At 32.2% G+C, this 17,518-nt stretch carries 15 protein-coding genes and 1 tRNA gene; 6 read left to right on the forward strand and 10 right to left on the reverse strand.

Going from position 1 to position 17,518, the window contains the following annotated elements:
- Window positions 1–140: 140 nt before the first annotated feature.
- Together ybeY and ACP7AV_RS01995 are read right to left on the reverse strand one after the other, a co-directional pair.
- Complete coding sequence (gene ybeY, locus ACP7AV_RS01990) at window positions 141–560, reverse strand: rRNA maturation RNase YbeY (RefSeq protein WP_426090546.1); 420 nt, start codon at window positions 558–560, stop codon at window positions 141–143.
- Window positions 557–3,859: a hypothetical protein gene (locus ACP7AV_RS01995; RefSeq protein WP_426090547.1), complete on the reverse strand. Its 3,303-nt coding sequence runs from the start codon at window positions 3,857–3,859 to the stop codon at window positions 557–559. The genes ybeY and ACP7AV_RS01995 overlap by 4 nt, the downstream gene beginning before the upstream one ends.
- A 130-nt stretch (window positions 3,860–3,989) precedes the next feature.
- Here ACP7AV_RS01995 and ACP7AV_RS02000 point away from each other — a divergent pair, with 130 nt between their 5' ends.
- Window positions 3,990–5,018, forward strand: coding sequence for an alkane 1-monooxygenase (locus tag ACP7AV_RS02000; protein ID WP_426090548.1), 1,029 nt, complete (start codon window positions 3,990–3,992; stop codon window positions 5,016–5,018).
- Window positions 5,019–5,108: 90 nt separating this feature from the next.
- Window positions 5,109–6,614 (forward strand): glutamate--tRNA ligase, encoded by a 1,506-nt coding sequence (gene gltX, locus ACP7AV_RS02005; RefSeq protein ID WP_426090549.1) that lies wholly within the window; start codon window positions 5,109–5,111, stop codon window positions 6,612–6,614.
- Between the two features lie 34 nt (window positions 6,615–6,648).
- On the opposite strand, the gene ACP7AV_RS02010 is transcribed toward gltX, so the two are convergent.
- The gene (locus tag ACP7AV_RS02010) at window positions 6,649–7,290 is read right to left on the reverse strand and encodes an outer membrane beta-barrel protein (protein WP_426090550.1); all 642 of its coding nucleotides are present in this window, start codon (window positions 7,288–7,290) and stop codon (window positions 6,649–6,651) included.
- 78 nt (window positions 7,291–7,368) lie between these two features.
- Between ACP7AV_RS02010 and ACP7AV_RS02015 the strand changes: the two genes are divergently transcribed.
- On the forward strand, window positions 7,369–8,352 hold the full coding sequence (locus ACP7AV_RS02015) for an SPFH domain-containing protein (protein ID WP_426090551.1): 984 nt from the start codon (window positions 7,369–7,371) through the stop codon (window positions 8,350–8,352).
- 26 nt (window positions 8,353–8,378) lie between these two features.
- Here ACP7AV_RS02015 and ACP7AV_RS02020 read toward each other — a convergent pair whose 3' ends face one another.
- The 4 genes from ACP7AV_RS02020 to ACP7AV_RS02035 all read right to left on the reverse strand — a co-directional run bounded on the left by ACP7AV_RS02020 (window position 8,379) and on the right by ACP7AV_RS02035 (window position 11,780).
- The gene (locus tag ACP7AV_RS02020; RefSeq protein ID WP_426090552.1) at window positions 8,379–8,651 is read right to left on the reverse strand and encodes a DUF6327 family protein; all 273 of its coding nucleotides are present in this window, start codon (window positions 8,649–8,651) and stop codon (window positions 8,379–8,381) included.
- Window positions 8,652–8,654: 3 nt separating this feature from the next.
- Window positions 8,655–9,005 (reverse strand): competence protein, encoded by a 351-nt coding sequence (locus ACP7AV_RS02025; protein WP_426090553.1) that lies wholly within the window; start codon window positions 9,003–9,005, stop codon window positions 8,655–8,657.
- 39 nt (window positions 9,006–9,044) lie between these two features.
- Entirely contained in the window at window positions 9,045–9,374 is a 330-nt protein-coding gene (locus tag ACP7AV_RS02030; protein ID WP_426090554.1) for a YtxH domain-containing protein, read from the reverse strand.
- 303 nt (window positions 9,375–9,677) lie between these two features.
- The gene (locus ACP7AV_RS02035; protein ID WP_426090555.1) at window positions 9,678–11,780 is read right to left on the reverse strand and encodes a glutamine--tRNA ligase/YqeY domain fusion protein; all 2,103 of its coding nucleotides are present in this window, start codon (window positions 11,778–11,780) and stop codon (window positions 9,678–9,680) included.
- A 126-nt stretch (window positions 11,781–11,906) separates the two neighbouring features.
- On the opposite strand from ACP7AV_RS02035, the gene folB reads away from it, so the two are divergent.
- Entirely contained in the window at window positions 11,907–12,266 is a 360-nt protein-coding gene (gene folB, locus ACP7AV_RS02040) for a dihydroneopterin aldolase (RefSeq protein WP_426062491.1), read from the forward strand.
- 104 nt (window positions 12,267–12,370) lie between these two features.
- A tRNA-Cys gene (locus ACP7AV_RS02045) sits at window positions 12,371–12,441 on the forward strand.
- A 604-nt stretch (window positions 12,442–13,045) separates the two neighbouring features.
- Here ACP7AV_RS02045 and ACP7AV_RS02050 read toward each other — a convergent pair.
- The 3 genes from ACP7AV_RS02050 to rnr are packed head-to-tail and all read right to left on the reverse strand — an operon-like array spanning window position 13,046 to window position 16,631.
- Window positions 13,046–13,723: a LysE family translocator gene (locus tag ACP7AV_RS02050; protein WP_426090556.1), complete on the reverse strand. Its 678-nt coding sequence runs from the start codon at window positions 13,721–13,723 to the stop codon at window positions 13,046–13,048.
- 41 nt (window positions 13,724–13,764) lie between these two features.
- The gene (locus ACP7AV_RS02055; protein WP_426090557.1) at window positions 13,765–14,433 is read right to left on the reverse strand and encodes a head GIN domain-containing protein; all 669 of its coding nucleotides are present in this window, start codon (window positions 14,431–14,433) and stop codon (window positions 13,765–13,767) included.
- 5 nt (window positions 14,434–14,438) lie between these two features.
- On the reverse strand, window positions 14,439–16,631 hold the full coding sequence (rnr, locus tag ACP7AV_RS02060) for a ribonuclease R (protein WP_426090558.1): 2,193 nt from the start codon (window positions 16,629–16,631) through the stop codon (window positions 14,439–14,441).
- 119 nt (window positions 16,632–16,750) lie between these two features.
- Between rnr and ACP7AV_RS02065 the strand changes: the two genes are divergently transcribed.
- On the forward strand, window positions 16,751–16,984 hold the full coding sequence (locus ACP7AV_RS02065; protein WP_426062487.1) for a DUF2007 domain-containing protein: 234 nt from the start codon (window positions 16,751–16,753) through the stop codon (window positions 16,982–16,984).
- Window positions 16,985–17,518: the final 534 nt, after the last annotated feature.

Here is a 17,518-nt window from a genome sequence, read left to right on the forward strand (position 1 = left end):
CTTTTATAATTTAATCCTAAAATTAAGGATTGTAATTTTGAATTCTATTTTTGTTCCACGTGAAACATTGCAACCGTATTTTTTAAACCAAAACAAAATGTTCCACGTGAAACATATTTGACTTGAAGTTTAAAACTCCACTATTGTTCCACGTGAAACATAGCGATTTTTTGATCTTCTTTACTTCTCATTAAAAGCTCCTCCGCTTCTCCTTTATCTTTGTAGCCACAGTAGTGTAAAATTCCGTGAACTAAAACGCGCTTTAATTCTTCCTCAAAAGAGACATTGAAATCAGAGGCATTGTCTTTCACTCTTTCGACAGAAACAAAAATGTCACCGTGCAACTCATTACCCATAGAGTAATCAAAGCTGATGATATCCGTCAGCGTATCGTGATCCAGATACTCCACATTGATTTTGTGCAAATACTCATCGTCACAAAAGATGTAATTTATCTCTCCTTCTTTCTTGTTCTCCGATGTAATAACATTTCCCAACCAGGTTGCAACCGCTTCTTCGTTGTCTAAATTAAAGTCGGTTTCGTAATTAAAATTGATCATTTTTTATTAAAATATTCTTGAACCTTTTGATTAAAATTCGAGCGCAAAGGTAAGGATTGTCTATTTAATATTTCTATGCTATTCAAATAATCTAATAAAGCAGCTGGCAGCGCATTAGATTGATTATTAAACTCTTTTTTATTGGTTTCAGATTGGCGTTTGTTTTCTTCGCCTTGTTGTTGAATAGCGGAATTCAATTTCAACAATTCCTGCTTTACATTCAATATCTTTTGAAGCGTTTCGTTCTTAAAACCTTTATTTAATAATTGCTTTTCAATTTGCTTCATTTGTTCCAAAGCGCTTTGTCCGTTACCACCCAATCCTTGTTTATTCAATTCGTTTTGCAATGCTTCCCGCAATTGCTTTTGCTCTTTATAAATTTCCATTACAGCTTGCGCATCACCTTCGCTACCCTGACCTTCTTGACCTGGTTGGCCTGGTTTCCCCTGTTTGCCGTTTTGTCCTTTTTGACCTTCACCTGGTTGCTCTCCTTTCTTGATTCCGTCATTCACTTTTTCACCAAGACCTTCTTGTTTTTTAATAATGTCAGGCAGTTGCATTCCTTGTCCTTGACCGGGTTTCGGTTTGCCGGAACCCATTCCGGACATTTGCATTTGCATATTGTTAAGCATATCACTTAGAAAATCTGCTAATTTGTTAGCTGCTGAAATGGTGTACTGTTGATGTGACAAACCTTTCGGCACTTGAGCATCGGTCAAACTGGACAACGATTTATCAACGTTGTAAATTACATTGCCAATTTCTTTAGTGATATCCTCAGCAATTTTAGGATTGCGCAATGACATCGCAAATAAACTATCGTCAACATGTTTAAACTGTTGCTTTAAATCCTGTTGAATTTTTATGTTTTTATTGAACGCTGGAGACCCTGATTTATGCTTTCTGAACTGATTCATTAAGTCTTCCTGTGACAAAGAGAATGCCAATAAATTATCTAGAATTTGTCGCAACATGGCTACATCTTCCTTTAACTGTTCCATCTCTCCTTCCTCCAAAGTTTGCGACATTTTTTGCGCCATCTCTTTCATCTTTTTGGAAGCACTTTTTTGATTTGGCTTAGCCTTATCTTTCTTGTCTTTGCTCAATTCCTCAGAAGCTTTTTTTAAATCTTCATCAATACTTTTTTCTTTAGCATCGTCTTTTGGTAAATCCAAACGTGATTTTAATTCCTTGTTTTCTTTTTCCAGATCATTTAAATCTTCCTGAATTTTGTCAAAATCAGCATTAATGTCTTCCTGCTTCTCCAATTTATTTTCCTTTTCATCATTGGATAATTTATCTTGTTTTTCAGAAAGCTTTTCCAATTTGTCTCCTAATTGTTCTGCTTTCTTTTCTACATAAAACCTTTTCGTCAATTCCACCAACTGTTCTAAATTCTTAGTTTGGTTTTTACTGTTTTGTTTAAATTTATCCAACTTAGACAACAGTTCTTCATTTTGAATTTTATCGTTGAGTTCTTTCAACTCATCTAAAAGCTTTTGGTTTTTATCCAATTCTTTTTCTGCTTTGTCCATTCGTTTTTGAAGCTCTTCTTTTAATTCATCCTTTTCATTGGTTTTGAATTGCTCCAAATTATTGTTCATTTTTTTAGTGAATTCTTTCATCATCTCATCCTGTTTCATTTGCCGCTTGACAAAATCATTTACTTTTTGCTGATCTTTGAAATCCAGATTTTCTTTCTCTTTTCCGGTTTTTTGCAATTTCTCCATTTCAGAAATTTGCTTATCCTGATTTTTTAAAGATTTCTCTAAACTATTGATATTGTCATTTTGCTGCTGCAAAATTTGATCTTCCTTTTCTACATCTGTCGCTACCCGATTAGAAAAAACTACAGACTTCGTGCTTTTGAAATTATGGATGGCATCGTTATCAAAAACTTCAAAATAATAATCATAAGACACACCTTGCTCCACTACAAGATTGCTAGGAAACGAAAAAACGAATTGATCAAATGCACTTTTCTTAATAGCAATTGTTCCACGTTTAGCAGTTTGAGGCTTCTCTCTTTCGTAATAAACAATCTGAAGTTTGGACAAACCGTAATCATCTGAGATTTGACCTACAACATAATTCTTGGCAACCTTCAAACTGTCTGGTGCGTTGTTCACATTAATAGTTGGGAATTGATCTTTGATAATGGTAATCTGATAATTAAGTTTTTCGTAGTTTTTTACCTTCTCATTTGAAGTAAAGATTTGATAATCTGTGTTTTGAAGTATATTTTTGGATAAAATAAAGGTGTTTTCTGTTTTCGAAAAAAAAGCTTTTGAAATTCCGTCTATCCACACTACATTTTGTGTCGCTTGTGTATTCATTTTCCACGTCACAACCGTTCCTTCCGGAATAACCGCATTTCCTGTTCCTTTGACTGTTTCAGCTTTTTTATTCACATAGGAAGGAAAGTTCAACTGCATTTCAAAATTAGCAATCGAAGGAACAATTACCACTTTCAATTCATATTCCGGTGAAGAAATAGCATTTCCCTCCACGTGGAACAAAATATTTCCTAAAGGCTTTGCTATTTTAAATTGAAATTCTCCTGCTTTGACTGATTCCATAAAATAACTTTCATCTTCAATGAATATCATCGCATTGTCAGGAACTATTTTTCCTTCGGTTTTAATTCGAAGTATAAAATCCTTTCCTTGCTCCGTTTGTAAATTAGAATTTAAAACCACGAATTTAAAAGGAGCCGGAGGCAAAAAAGCTGAATTGAAATGCACGACTCTATTCAAACTTTGAGAAATCATATTGCTGTTTCCGGAGAAATAAAAAAAAGCAAATAACAGTAGTGGAATTAAAGCCAAAGGAAAATACTTTCTGTTTCCGTTATAATTTATGGCGTTCCCAAAAGGGATTGGTTGCAACGCGTTCGCTTTTTGTTCAATTGAAGCGGCTAATAATTCCGACTTAATTAGATGTTCATTCGGATTTGATAATTGTAAAAAGTTAGTCAGTTTGTCGCTCACTTCCGTGAAATGATTTCCTATAATAGTCGAAGCCTGGTTGTAATCGATTCCTTTTTGAAGTTTGAATAATTTAAAAATTGGAAACAAAATAAAACGGAACAACAAATACACTTCTACTCCGATGAAAGTCCAAAATAAAATTGTTCTTCCCAACGGCTTGAACCAAAAAAAATATTCTACAAAAAGCGTAAATAAAAAATACAACAATCCCAAACCGATAAAGAATAACAATCCCCGAATAAGTTCATTAGTGTAATACTTTTTGATAAAAGCCTCCAGTTTTTGAAAAATAACATTTCCTGTTTCCAAAATTTCTAACTTCTAATTAATAACCGTTAAAAGTACAAATTTATCTCAATCAGAAAACGTTAAAAAATAAGCAAACAGATATAGTTGGAAAAATAGATACGATTGAGTAAATTTATAGAAATCTTTTGATATGAAATATTTATGGGCATACAGTATTCCTGTTGTTGGTACGATAGGAATATATTTAAGTGATTTTTGGTCGTTCTCTGCATTATTCTTTGCTTTTGTTATAATTCCTATTTTAGAGTTACTTTTGCCAGTAGACCAAAAGAATTATGATCAAGAAACCGTTTCGGGTAGATTAAAAAATAAGTTTTTTGACGTTTTACTTTACTTGAATGTTCCCATTGTTTATGGCGCATTATTTTTTTGTTTGTATAAAATTACCCAAACTGGAATTTCCAAAACCGAAATCATTGGGATGACATTAAGTCTTGGAGTTATTCTTGGATCTAATGGCATTAACGTCGCCCATGAACTGGGTCATAGAAAGAATTTTTTTGAAAAAATTTTAGGAAAATTTCTTTTAATTCCAAGCCATTATACCCATTTTTACATAGAACACAATCACGGGCATCATTTACATGTTAGCACTCCTAAAGATCCATCAACTGCCAAATACAATCAAAACCTGTATGCTTTTTGGTTTCAAACAGTCATAGGAACATATAAAAAAGCTTGGGAGATTCAAAAAAAACTAAACACCGTTAATAATCGTTCGTTCTTTTCTGTAAAGAATGATATGTTTTGGTTTACGATAATTCAAATTAGTTATTTACTATTAATTTATTTGTTTTTTGGTTTTAAAGGTTTTTTGCTTGTTTTGTTTGCTGGAATTGTTGGCTTTCTTTTACTGGAAACTATTAATTATATAGAGCATTATGGATTAAAAAGAAACCGCCTTGCTTCCGGAAGGTTTGAACGAGTTTCGGAGAAACATTCTTGGAATTCAAATCACGTTCTTGGAAGAATTATTCTTTATGAACTTACGCGACACAGCGATCATCACTTTAAATCTCAAAAAAAGTACCAAATATTAGAATACCATGATGTTTCCCCGCAAATGCCTTATGGTTATCCCACATGTATGGTATTATCTTTTTTCCCGCAAATATGGTTTGCCGTAATGAATAAACGAGTTCCAATAGAAATGAGGTAGCTTTTAGTGCTTCTTAATTTATTTAAAAAAAGAGGAAGTCTACCAATCTACAAATCCATTTAATTTATCTTTGCACCAAAATTTACAAAAATGTCGAAGCAAGTTCGTGTGCGTTTTGCACCAAGTCCAACTGGACCTTTACATATTGGCGGAGTTCGTACCGCACTATTCAATTATTTGTTTGCCAAAAAAAATAATGGTGTATTCTTCTTAAGAATTGAAGATACGGACCAAAACCGTTTTGTTCCCGGTGCCGAAGAATATATAATGGAAGCACTGGAATGGTTAGGAATTGCGCCCGATGAGACTATTGGTAAAAACGAGAAATTTGGTCCGTACCGTCAAAGCGAAAGAAAGTATTTGTACCAACAATATGCGGATCAGTTAATCACTTCGGGAAATGCGTATTACGCTTTTGATACAGCCGATGCTTTGGATGCGGCAAGAAAATTAGAAGAAGAACAAGGAAACACCTTTATATACAATCACCATAACCGAGAAAAACTGGACACTTCATTAGTGATTTCTGCAGACGAAACTGCTAAAAGGATTGCTGATGGCGAACATTATGTCATCCGTTTTAAAACTCCGGTGAATGAAACGCTGCATTTGCACGACATCATACGTGGAGAAGTGAAATTTGAAACGAATCTTTTAGATGATAAAGTACTGTTTAAAAGTGACGGAATGCCAACGTATCATTTGGCTAATATTGTGGATGATCATTTAATGGAAACGTCGCATGTAATTCGTGGCGAAGAATGGTTGCCATCGATGCCTTTACACATTTTATTGTACAGAGCATTTGGTTGGGAATCACCGGAATTTGCACATTTACCCTTAATAATGAAACCTGTTGGAAACGGAAAATTATCCAAGCGTGACGGTGACAAAATGGGATTTCCTGTTTTTCCATTAGATTGGAAAACTGAAGAAGGTGTTTCGTCCGGTTACAGAGAAAAAGGGTTTTTCCCGGAAGCAGTAATTAACTTTTTAGCCTTACTAGGTTGGAATGACGGATCGGAAAAAGAATTATATACACTTGATGAATTAGTTGCTGCATTTGATTTGAGTCGAGTACATAAAGCTGGAGCTAAATTTGATCCGGAAAAAAATAAATGGTTCAATCATCAATATTTAGTGAAACAGAAAGATGAAAATTTGGCGAAATCCTTCGCTCCTGCTTTGATTGAAAAAGGTTACAACGTTTCTGAAAACGTAGTTACAAAAGTAGTTTCTTTAATTAAAGAACGCGCGCATTTTGTTTCTGAATTTTGGGAAATGAGTGATTTCTTCTTTGTCGCTCCAACAGCGTATGATGAAAAAGCACGCAAAAACTGGAAAGCTGAAACACCGGCATTAATGCAAGAATTAATCTCCGTTATAGATGAAATCACAGATTTCACTTCAATGAATATCGAGACGATTGTAAAAGACTGGATGACGAAAAACGAAATTGGAATGGGAAAAGTAATGCAGCCGTTTCGTTTGAGTTTGGTTGGCGCATTAAAAGGTCCTCACCTATTTGATATCGTTGAAGTAATTGGAAAGAAGGAAACGATTAATAGAATTGAGAAAGCAATTTCTTCTCTTTAAAACTAAAAAAGCTCCCGAATTTGGGAGCTTTTTTTTATAAATAAAGAATCAAATCTGCATTAATAATTCCTGAATTCACTTTGAAATTTACACCTAAATTCTTGTTGTTCAAATTTGCAAGCATATTGTTCAATCCATATTGATAAGAGAAATTAATTCTGAAATGGCGAACTCCAGCAGTAATTCCTACAGTTGGATACAAATTAAATTTTGAAATATCCACAATATCTTTGGCTAACAATGTGGTTCCGGAAATGTTGTTATTTTCTTTATTAGAGTCAATTTTAAATTTTCCGTTTACTTGAACAATTGGTCCAAACTCCAAACTCAAATGACTTTCGATAATTTTGAAACTTGCTTGTAATGCTATTTGGGCCGAAGCCAATTTATAATTGACATCTTCTTTAGCTAAAGTCAAACTATTCGTTGCAACAGAAAAATTGTTTTCGCTAAACTGAATTGCATAAACCATATCCCAGTTATTATAGAAATTTCCCCGCATACAAAGTCCAGCATCCCAACCCAATTCAGGTTTTGTTTCGAAATTATCAGTGTTCAAGGTAAATTGATTGACTCCAAAACTGATTCCTATCCTGTTTGAATCTCTATATTTATATTGAGAAAAGGCTGATATTGTACAGAAAACAAAAACTAAACTAAGTGATATTTTTCTCATATAATTGGAATTTACAAAGACAAACCTAAAGTTTTTTTGTAAATTGTGGGATAATTTTTAACTAAAAATAAAAACATTATGAACATTGCTTTAATTATTCTACTCGTATTTGGATTTTTCATTTTATTTTCCTCATTTTTTACAGTCAAACAGCAAACGGCTGTTGTTGTAGAGCGATTTGGAAAATTTTTAAGTATCAGACAATCCGGTTTGCATTTGAAAATTCCATTGATTGACAGAATCGCAGGACGTGTGAATCTAAAAATCCAACAATTGGATGTTATCATTGAAACAAAAACCAAAGACAACGTTTTTGTGAAACTTAAAGTTTCAGTTCAATTTATGGTTATCAAAGAAACCGTTTACGACGCTTTTTATAAACTGGAATATCCGCACGATCAAATTACTTCTTATGTATTTGATGTCGTTCGTGCCGAAGTTCCAAAGCTAAAACTTGATGATGTTTTTGAAAGAAAAGACGATATTGCCATTGCTGTAAAAAGAGAATTGAATGAAGCCATGACGACTTATGGATATACGATTATCAACACTTTGGTAACGGATATTGATCCGGATATTCAAGTAAAGAATGCGATGAACAGAATAAATGCGGCTGATAGAGAAAAAACTGTCGCTGAATTTGAAGCGGAAGCCTCCAGAATTAGAATTGTAGCCAAAGCGGAAGCAGAAGCAGAAAGCAAACGATTACAAGGACAAGGAATCGCAAACCAACGAAGAGAAATTGCTAAAGGTTTAGTAGAAAGTGTTGATGTTTTGAACAGAGTTGGTATCAATTCCCAAGAAGCTTCGGCATTGATTGTGGTAACACAACATTATGATACGTTACAAGCTATTGGTGCTGACACAAATTCGAATCTGATCTTATTACCAAACTCTCCACAAGCGGGAAGTGACATGCTTAATAACATGATTGCTTCATTTAGTGCTTCTAATCAGGTAGGTGAATTAATGAAAAAGAGAAGCGAAAGAGGGAATTCTAGAAGGGAAAATAAGGTCGAATTAACGGAAGCTCCTGAAGAAACTCCCGACACAGAAGAATAGATACTTCAAATCATAAAAAAAGAGGCTTAAAAGCCTCTTTTTCTTTTTGCAAACCAATTTTTGATAAATGGAATTGCTTTATTTAATATAAAAGGTGCCGCAGTAGAAACGATTGCTCCATAAGGAATAACAGAACTATACGTGCCTATTAAGTCACTTACAATGTTTTGAGGTGAAAAACTTTCCTTGGTTTTTTTTACTCCAAAAATTAATTTTTGATAACTGATTTCCTTTTCAGTCTTTAAAATTTCAAGTTCTCTATCAATTTGAGCGTAAGAAGAATATTTTTTTGTTTCCATGATTTAGTCGTTAAAAAATATTTCAGAAAACTTCTCCAATATTGGTCCTTCAACAATTTTATCTTTTATTAAAAATAAAAGGCTCGTTATTAAAAGATATACTCCTCCTATTATTAAAAAACCCAACGGATAATTATCAAGATATTTACCCATTGCCAATGCTCCTGCTATGGAACAAAAGAATAAAACCATGCTAAAACATAAAAAAATCAATGTGAACTTAAGAATCATGGTCGTCGATTTCATTGCTACTTTGAAACCCCATAATTTGTAATAAGACACATTACTCTGAATATATCCTTGTATTTGTTCCTGAATATCCTCCGTATTTTCTTTTAATTCTTCAAAAGCCATGTATTTCGTTTTAAAATTTGATAGATGGGAAATGCAAGATTATTTTTGAAGTTTTGAATTTTTCCTTTTTAAATCGGCTAATTTTTCTTCTAAAAAAGAAATTACCTCTTCGGTTTTATGACTCATATTTGAAACTAAATCTTCGTAAGTTTCTTCTAAATCAAATTTAGCCGTTGTTAATTGGTCGCTCAATTGTAATGATACAGAATCAAGTTTATTTTGTAAATCATTTTTGGCACCATCAAAACCATCTTTTAATTTTCCTCTAGTTTTTGATCCTTTATCAGGTGCGTACAAAATTCCTATTCCGGCTCCAATTGCTACTCCTGCTAAAATAGCGAATAATGTATTTCCTGTAGTATTTGACATAATTCTTAGTTTTAAAAAGTTTGTTTTATAAAGATACGGATATATTAACAACAACCCGTTAACAACTCGTTAAAGTGCAATTTCACCAGGAAAAAAGCAAATAAAAGCGCGCTGTTAAGCGATTTTTTTGAATTTATAATTAGTACTGCTTATTTAAAAAAATAGCTTGAAAAACGATTTATAAAAGTCTTTTTTAATTGTATAAAAGTATTGAAAATTAAATTATCATAATAAATTACTATAATACAAAAAATCCTCTGAAAAGAGGACTTTGAATCGATAAAACCTATTTAAAAATAAAGCTTAAATTTTAAGCTCATTTAATAATTGCAACACTTTTTCGTTTTTTTCATTATTTTTCATTTCTGAGAGTTGTGTTTGAAAAAGACTAAAATTATCCAAATCATTTTGTAAATTTTCAATTGCCAAAATTCTAACAGCTGCCATCTGACTTTTTAAGGACATCGTATATAATTTTGTTAAAGATTCTTCTTCAATATCTTTTACTTGTACTTTATTAGAATGATTCAAAATCAGATTTGAAAACAACAACGAGTTATTATCATTCTTAATATTTTTGACAATAGTCTGAATAATTAAACTGTAATTATCAATACTTTTTATGTTTTCAACAATTTTGTTAAGAATCAAATTGGCATTGTTTTCATCTTTTTCCTTAACATATTTATTGATTTCTTTTTGAGTATTCATCAATAAATTTTCTTCTTTTTTACCTTTTTCTTCCCAAGCATCTTTTAATCCAACGGTTTTATTAAAGACAATTTTGCCTTCCGTTGAATCTTTGTCCACATTGAAATAACCCAATCGTTGAAACTGAAATTTTTCTCCGGCATGAACTGTTGCTAAACTTGGTTCTACAAATCCTTTTACAATTTGTAATGAATCCGTATTCATGAATTCCAAGAAATTTTTTTCTTTATGACTGTCTGGCGCTTCATCGATAAACAAGCGATCGTAGAGACGAACTTCCGCTTCCAAAGCATGTTGTATCGAAACCCAATGCAAGGTTCCAGCCACTTTTCGTTGACTGGCTTCACTCCCACTTCCGCTTCTACTGTCTTCATCATAAGTTACATGGATTTCAGTAATAGTTCCAGCAGCATCTTTTATAACACTTTCTCCTTTAATGATATAAGCGTTTTTAAGACGTACTTCTCTGCCTAAACTCAATCGGAAAAACTTAGCCGGAGCATCTTCTAAAAAGTCTTCTCTTTCAATAAATAATTCTTTAGAAAAAGGAACTTTTCGAAACCCAGCGCTTTCATCTTCCTGATTGTTTTCGGCTTCTAGCCATTCTTCTGTATCTTTAGGATAATTCGTGATTACTAATTTTATCGGATCTAAAACCGCCATAACTCTTGGAGCCGTTTTGTTTAAATCTTCGCGCAAGCAAAATTCCAAAAGTGAAAAATCAATTATATTTTCTCTTTTGGCAACGCCAATAATATCACAAAATTTACGAATAGAATTCGCTGTATACCCTCTTCTTCGCAATCCTGAAATCGTTGGCATTCTTGGATCATCCCAACCATTCACTATATTTTCCTGAACTAATTGCAATAGTTTTCGCTTGCTCATTACTGTGTAATTCAAGTTCAAACGGGCAAATTCGTATTGATGTGGTCTTACTTTTGAGTCATCATAAATTTGGTCCAAAAACCAGTTGTACAATTCCCGGTGCATTACAAATTCCAACGTACAAATAGAGTGTGAAATTTGCTCTATATAATCACTTTCACCGTGTGCATAATCATACATTGGATAAATTTTCCAATCGTTTCCAGTTCTATGATGATGGCGGTGCAAAACACGATACATTAATGGATCACGCATTAACATATTCGTAGAAGTCATATCAATTTTAGCACGTAAAACATGACTTCCTTCCAAAAAATCACCATTTTTCATTCCTTCGAATAAGGTAAGATTTTCTTCAACAGAACGGTTTCTGTGAGGACCATCAACTCCCGGTTGTGTTGGCGTTCCTTTTTGAAGCGCCATATCTTCTGACGATTGACTGTCTACATACGCTTTTCCATTTTTAATCATCGAAATCGCCCATTCATATAATTGCTGAAAATAATCAGAAGAATATAATTCCTCCGTCCAATTATAACCCAACCATTTCAAATCTTCTTTGATGGCATCTACATATTCCTGTTCTTCTTTTGCAGGATTAGTATCATCAAAACGCAAGTTTACCGGCGCATTATACTTTAGCCCTAAACCAAAATTTAAGCAAATCGATTTAGCATGACCAATGTGCAAATACCCATTGGGCTCAGGAGGAAAACGAAAACGTAATTTATCTTTGGGAAAACCGTTTGATAAACTGTCTTCGATGATTTGTTCTATAAAATGGAGTGATTTTTCTTCAGTTGACATTTTTTTGTTTTATTTTAGCAAAGATAAAAAAAGTTTGAGGTTTAAAGTTTAATGTTTCCATAGAAACCTATGAAAAGTTAGCAATTTCGCTTTACACTTTACAATTTTAAACAAAAAAATAAAATAATGGGAATTATAAAACTTAAAAATATCAGAACTTATTCTTACCACGGTTGCTTGATCGAGGAAGGGAAAATTGGATCAGACTATACCGTGAATTTAGAAGTTAAGACCGATTTGAGAAAATCCAGTTTAACGGATGATTTGAAAGATACAGTTGATTACGTGCTCTTAAACCGCATTGTTGTCGAGGAAATGGCGATTCGTTCGGACTTATTAGAACATGTGGCACACCGGATCATAACGCGCATATTTGAAGAAATTCCTGAAATTTCCAGAATCATTGTAGCGGTTTCTAAACTCAATCCTCCTATTGGCGGTGATGTTGAAGCAGTTACTATCGAAATGGAAGAATACAGAAGTTAAATAAAAAATGATTAAAAAGCATAAAAAAATATTTTTTAAAACTTTTAAACTTTAATCTTTTAAACATTAAACTTTTTAAGTACTTTTGCCATCCGTTTAACAATGGCGTCGTGGCCGAGCGGCTAGGCTGGGCTCTGCAAAAGCTCCTACTCCGGTTCGAATCCGGACGATGCCTCTAAAACCTTCAAAGTAATTTGGAGGTTTTTTTTATGTCCAATTTTTAAGAAAAATTAAGTAAAGTATGGTTCGAATCCAGACGATATTCAAAAACCTTCAAAGTAATTTATAGGTTTTTTTTATGTCTAATTTTTAAGAAAAATTAAGTAAAGTTTGGTTTGAATCCGGACGAAATTCAAAAACCTTAAAATAAATTTGGAGGTTTTTTTGTGTCAAATTTTTAAGAAAAATTAAGTAAAGTATGTTTCGAATCCAGAAGAAATTCAAAAACCTTAAAAGAAATTTGGAGGTTTTTTTGTGTCCAATTTTTAAGAAAAATTTGAGAATATTATATTATAAACCATTAAAAAATTAAGAAAAATTAAGTGTTAGGTCTCAATGAAACTTAATTTCTTACTGGTTCAAAAATAATTTTAAATTGATCAGGTGGTAACTAAAAACGTACATGACTTATATGTTAAAAATCTTAAACCAGTAAGTCATTTAAGTGGTAAATTTTTCGATTACATTGCCTCAGATTTATAATAGTTTACATGAAAAAGCCTTAATTCTAATTTATTTAGAATCAAGGCTTTTTACTGTTTTATGAAAATTAAAATCTATTAATTATCTATTTTATCGAATGCATCTTTTACCATTGCTTTTTCTTCAGGGAACCACCCCTGGGTGATTAAAACTAATCCGAAAACCATCATTACAATACTAATTCCTTTTTTAATTTTGAGAATATTTGCAGGAGTAAGTTTTGTTTTTAGCTGTTTCGCCAAAAGTATTTTAATACAATCTACAAACAAATAAGTTCCAATAACTGCAATAAAGAAAGTTATCATTCTAGGTGTTTGCATTTCTAGTTTTGGCCCAACAGAAATAATGATTGCCAACCAAAAACCAAGAACACCAATGTTGATGATGTTTAACAAAAAACCTTTTATAAAAAGGTTTATATAGTTTTTTTTGACAATTTCCTTATCGATAATATCCGTATTAATTTTTTGTTCTTTCTTTAGCTGTATGAACGAAATTATGCCATAAGCTAACATTAATACACCTCCAAAAATGAAAAGAGCCGGCTGATCTTTTAAACTTTGAATCAACCGATAACTGCCTAAATAAGCAATTCCAATAAAAACAATATCTCCTAAAACGACTCCTAAATCAAACACTAAAGCCGCTCTAAATCCTTTTATAATACTTGTTTCCAGTAAAATAAAAAAAACAGGACCAATCATAAAACTCAAGAAAATTCCCCAGGGAATACCAGCTAATATGTCGTTTATCATTAAAAATTTAAATTTATTGCTCCAAAATCTAAACCAAAGTACTAATTTTTTTCTAAAATCGTACCGCCAATGAAAACTTCCTTATTAATCTGTTTTGGTTTTCCGTAAATAAAAATAGAGCCTCCAGCTCTTACTTTTGCATCAACTAATGTTGACGCATGGATTTCTGATTTTCCTCCTGCAGCAACGCTTATTGTGGTTTGTGAAGTCTCTAAATCCTTTGCGTTTAAAATTCCTCCAGAAGTTATTACAACATCTTGATTTTTCGCTTTCCCAGATAAAGTAACTATTCCACCAGCATTCGCTTTCACAATTACTTTGTCAACATCTATGTCCAAATTTATTTCGCCACCTGATTTTGCATTCAAATCTAAGCTTGTTTGTTTAAAATCTTTTTCACTTGAAACATAACTTCCCTCACTCACCGCGATACTTTCCAGATTTTTAAAATATAATTTGACCATAATATCTTCACCTGATAATAATTGTGGAAAAGGCATTCTGATTTTTAATTCTCCGTTTTTATTTACCGTTTCCACTTCGTCAGCTCGTGCTCCTGTTACGACAATTTTGTTCTCTGATGATTCAATTAATTTGACATTGATTTTATCAAAAACTTTAACTTCATCAAAATCTCCTAAGTTTCTGGTTGCTTGAGCATTTGTTAGTTGACTCAAAAATACAACAGCAAGTATCATTAATTTTTTCATTTTTTTTATTTTAACGGTTCTCCAATTCTTCTTAAAAAATTAAAATCCAGTTGTTTTTTAACTAAATCGGCATTTTTTACTTTAACGTAAATTTCGTCACCTAATTGTAATAATTTACCAGAAGTTGCTCCGGTTAGTGCATATTGTTTTTCATCAAAGGTGTAATAATCGTCTTTTATATCTCTAATTCTACACATTCCTTCACATTTATTTTCTATGATTTCAACATAAATACCCCATTCTGTCACACCTGAAATTACTCCTAAAAATTCCTGATCCTGATGATCTTGCATGTATTTTACCTGCATGTATTTAATAGAATCACGTTCGGCATTAGTTGCCAAACCTTCCATTGTCGAGGAATGAACACATTTTGTTTCATACGTTTCTTCATCTACAGATTTTCCTCCGTCCAGATAATGTTGCAACAATCGATGTACCATAACATCCGGATAACGACGAATAGGTGAGGTAAAATGCGAATAATAATCAAAAGCCAAACCGTAATGTCCTATGTTATCCGTAGAATATTTGGCTTTACTCATACTTCTAATCGCAAGCGTATCAATTAAATTTTGTTCTTTTTTACCATTCACTTCTTCCATCAACGCATTCAATGATTTTGAAATATCGCCTTTGTTACGAAAATCAATTTTGTAACCAAACTTAGCAATCACCGTTTGCATCGCAATTAATTTATCTTCATTTGGTTCATCGTGAATTCTGTAAATAAAAGTTTTCTTTTGTTTTCCAATGTATTCCGCTACTTTTTTATTGGCCAAAAGCATGAATTCTTCAATCAGATGATTGGCATCTTTGGAAACTTTAAAATAAACCCCTTGAGGTTCTCCGGCTTCATCTAAGTTGAATTTGACTTCTACTTTATCAAAAGATATCGCTCCTTCAGCCATTCTTCTTTTTCTAAAAATTTTAGCTAATTCATCCATTTTTAGCGTCGCAGCAACAATTGCTGAAGAAACTTGATACGAACTTCCTGTAATCGAAATTTCTTCAGGAATTACATCGTCTTTAGTTTCTATGATGTATTGCGCTTCCTCGTAAGCAAAACGTTGATCGGAATAAATTACCGTTCGACCAAACCATTGGTTGACAACTTGTGAGGTTTCCGTTATTTCAAAAATAGCGGAAAATGTGTATTTTTCTTCATTTGGACGTAAAGAACAAGCAAAATTTGATAATACTTCCGGTAACATTGGCACTACCCGATCCACTAAATAAACGGATGTTGCTCTTTGATACGCTTCATCGTCCAGGATTGTTCCTTCTTGAAGATAATATGAAACATCGGCAATGTGAATACCAATTTCATAATTACCATTTTCTAATTTTTTGAATGAAAGTGCATCATCAAAATCCTTCGCATCTTTTGGATCAATCGTAAAAGTCAACGTATCTCGCATGTCACGACGTTTGGCAATTTCATCTTCTTCAATCGAAGTATCAATTTTTTGTGCAAACGTTTCTACTTCAATAGGAAACTCAGATGGTAATCCGTATTCAGCAAGAATAGCGTGGATTTCCGTATCGTGTTCTCCTGGTTTACCTAAAACTTTTATTACAGAACCAAAAGGACTATCAGCTCTGGCTGGCCAATCTTCGATGTGAACCAAAACTACATCGCCTTGCTCCGCATCACCTATTTTATCTTTTGGAATAAAAATATCGGTATACATTTTTGGATTTGCAGTAGAAACAAAAGCAAAATTTGCTTGAATGTCAATAACACCAACAAAGTCGGTTTTGTTTCTTTCAAGTACTTCAATTACTTCACCTTCAGGTCTTTTTCCTTTTCTGCGATTGTAAACATACACTTTGACGATATCTTTGTCCAAAGCGTGGTTTAAGTTATTGGTTGGGATAAAGACATCTTCTTCCATTTCAGGACAAACAAAATAAGCTGTTTTACGTCCGGTCATGTCAATTTTACCTTCGTAATACTCTTTACTCTCAGCTTTTACTAAGTATTTACCCGGTTCTGATTCTATAATTTTATTTTGCGAAGCCAGAATCTTCAAATCTTTTATAATTTGATTTCTGCTTTCAGTATCGTCAAGCTCCAGCTTTGCACCTATTTGTTTATAATTGAATGCTTTATTAGCACTTTGCGATAATATTTTTATAATTTTTTCAGAGAAATCTTTCTCTTTTTTTATCGGCTTTCTTAATCTTTTACTCATAAATCTGTTCTTAAAAGTCTAAAATTACAAAATACTAAACTGTTATCGGTAAAGAGTTCACAGTTTTAAAGAAAATATAACTTTACAGAATAGTTGTACCTTTATAAAAAGTATCAAAAATGGAAGAATTTCAAACCATTGCAATTTTTAATTATTCACATGAAATTATAGTTATAAAGCATTTGCTGGAGCAGGAAGATATTCACTATTTTTTTGAAAATGAAACATTGGTTTCCATTGATCCGTTTGGAAGTTTCGCATACGGTGGAATCAAACTCAAAATTCATTTTAATGACTTTGAAAAAGTTCAGGAATTATTAGACAATCTGAACAACAATTTGAAAATCGTTTAAATCTAAAATCAATTTTTAGGTTTTAATTTTTTGAAAGTTGTCAACATATATTAATATAATAAAAAATAAAAATTAAATTTAAATTATTTTTTGGTTGTTATTATAGCGTGTTAATAGTAGCAATAAATATATTTTAAAAAGCTTTGAAACCAAGTTTAAAGATTTTATTTAGAGTTATTAACATACTTATTTTGTGATAAAGCATTAGTTTTAAAGTCTTTTTATATTTTAATTAACAATCGTTGATAACACAAAAACTATTGCTTTTGTAAATAACTCACATTACAGTTTTTTGTTGATAACCTACTTTTTATTATTGATAACTATTCTAAAAATTCCCTGAACTAAATTAGGATTTGAAAACTAGGTTTTGGATTACATATTTTTTTGATACAATTAAAAAATAGTTCTTATTTTCTATCCAAAGTTATGAACAGTTTGTGTTAATTTAAAGTTAACTGAATATCAAGCAATTGCGTTTTGCTATTAACAATGCAAATTTTTAACATTTTAAATATATAACTTTCATTGATT

The sequence above is a fragment of the Flavobacterium sp. DSR3-2 genome, assembly GCF_049896525.1.
In the GTDB taxonomy this organism is placed as follows: Bacteria; Bacteroidota; Bacteroidia; order Flavobacteriales; family Flavobacteriaceae; genus Flavobacterium.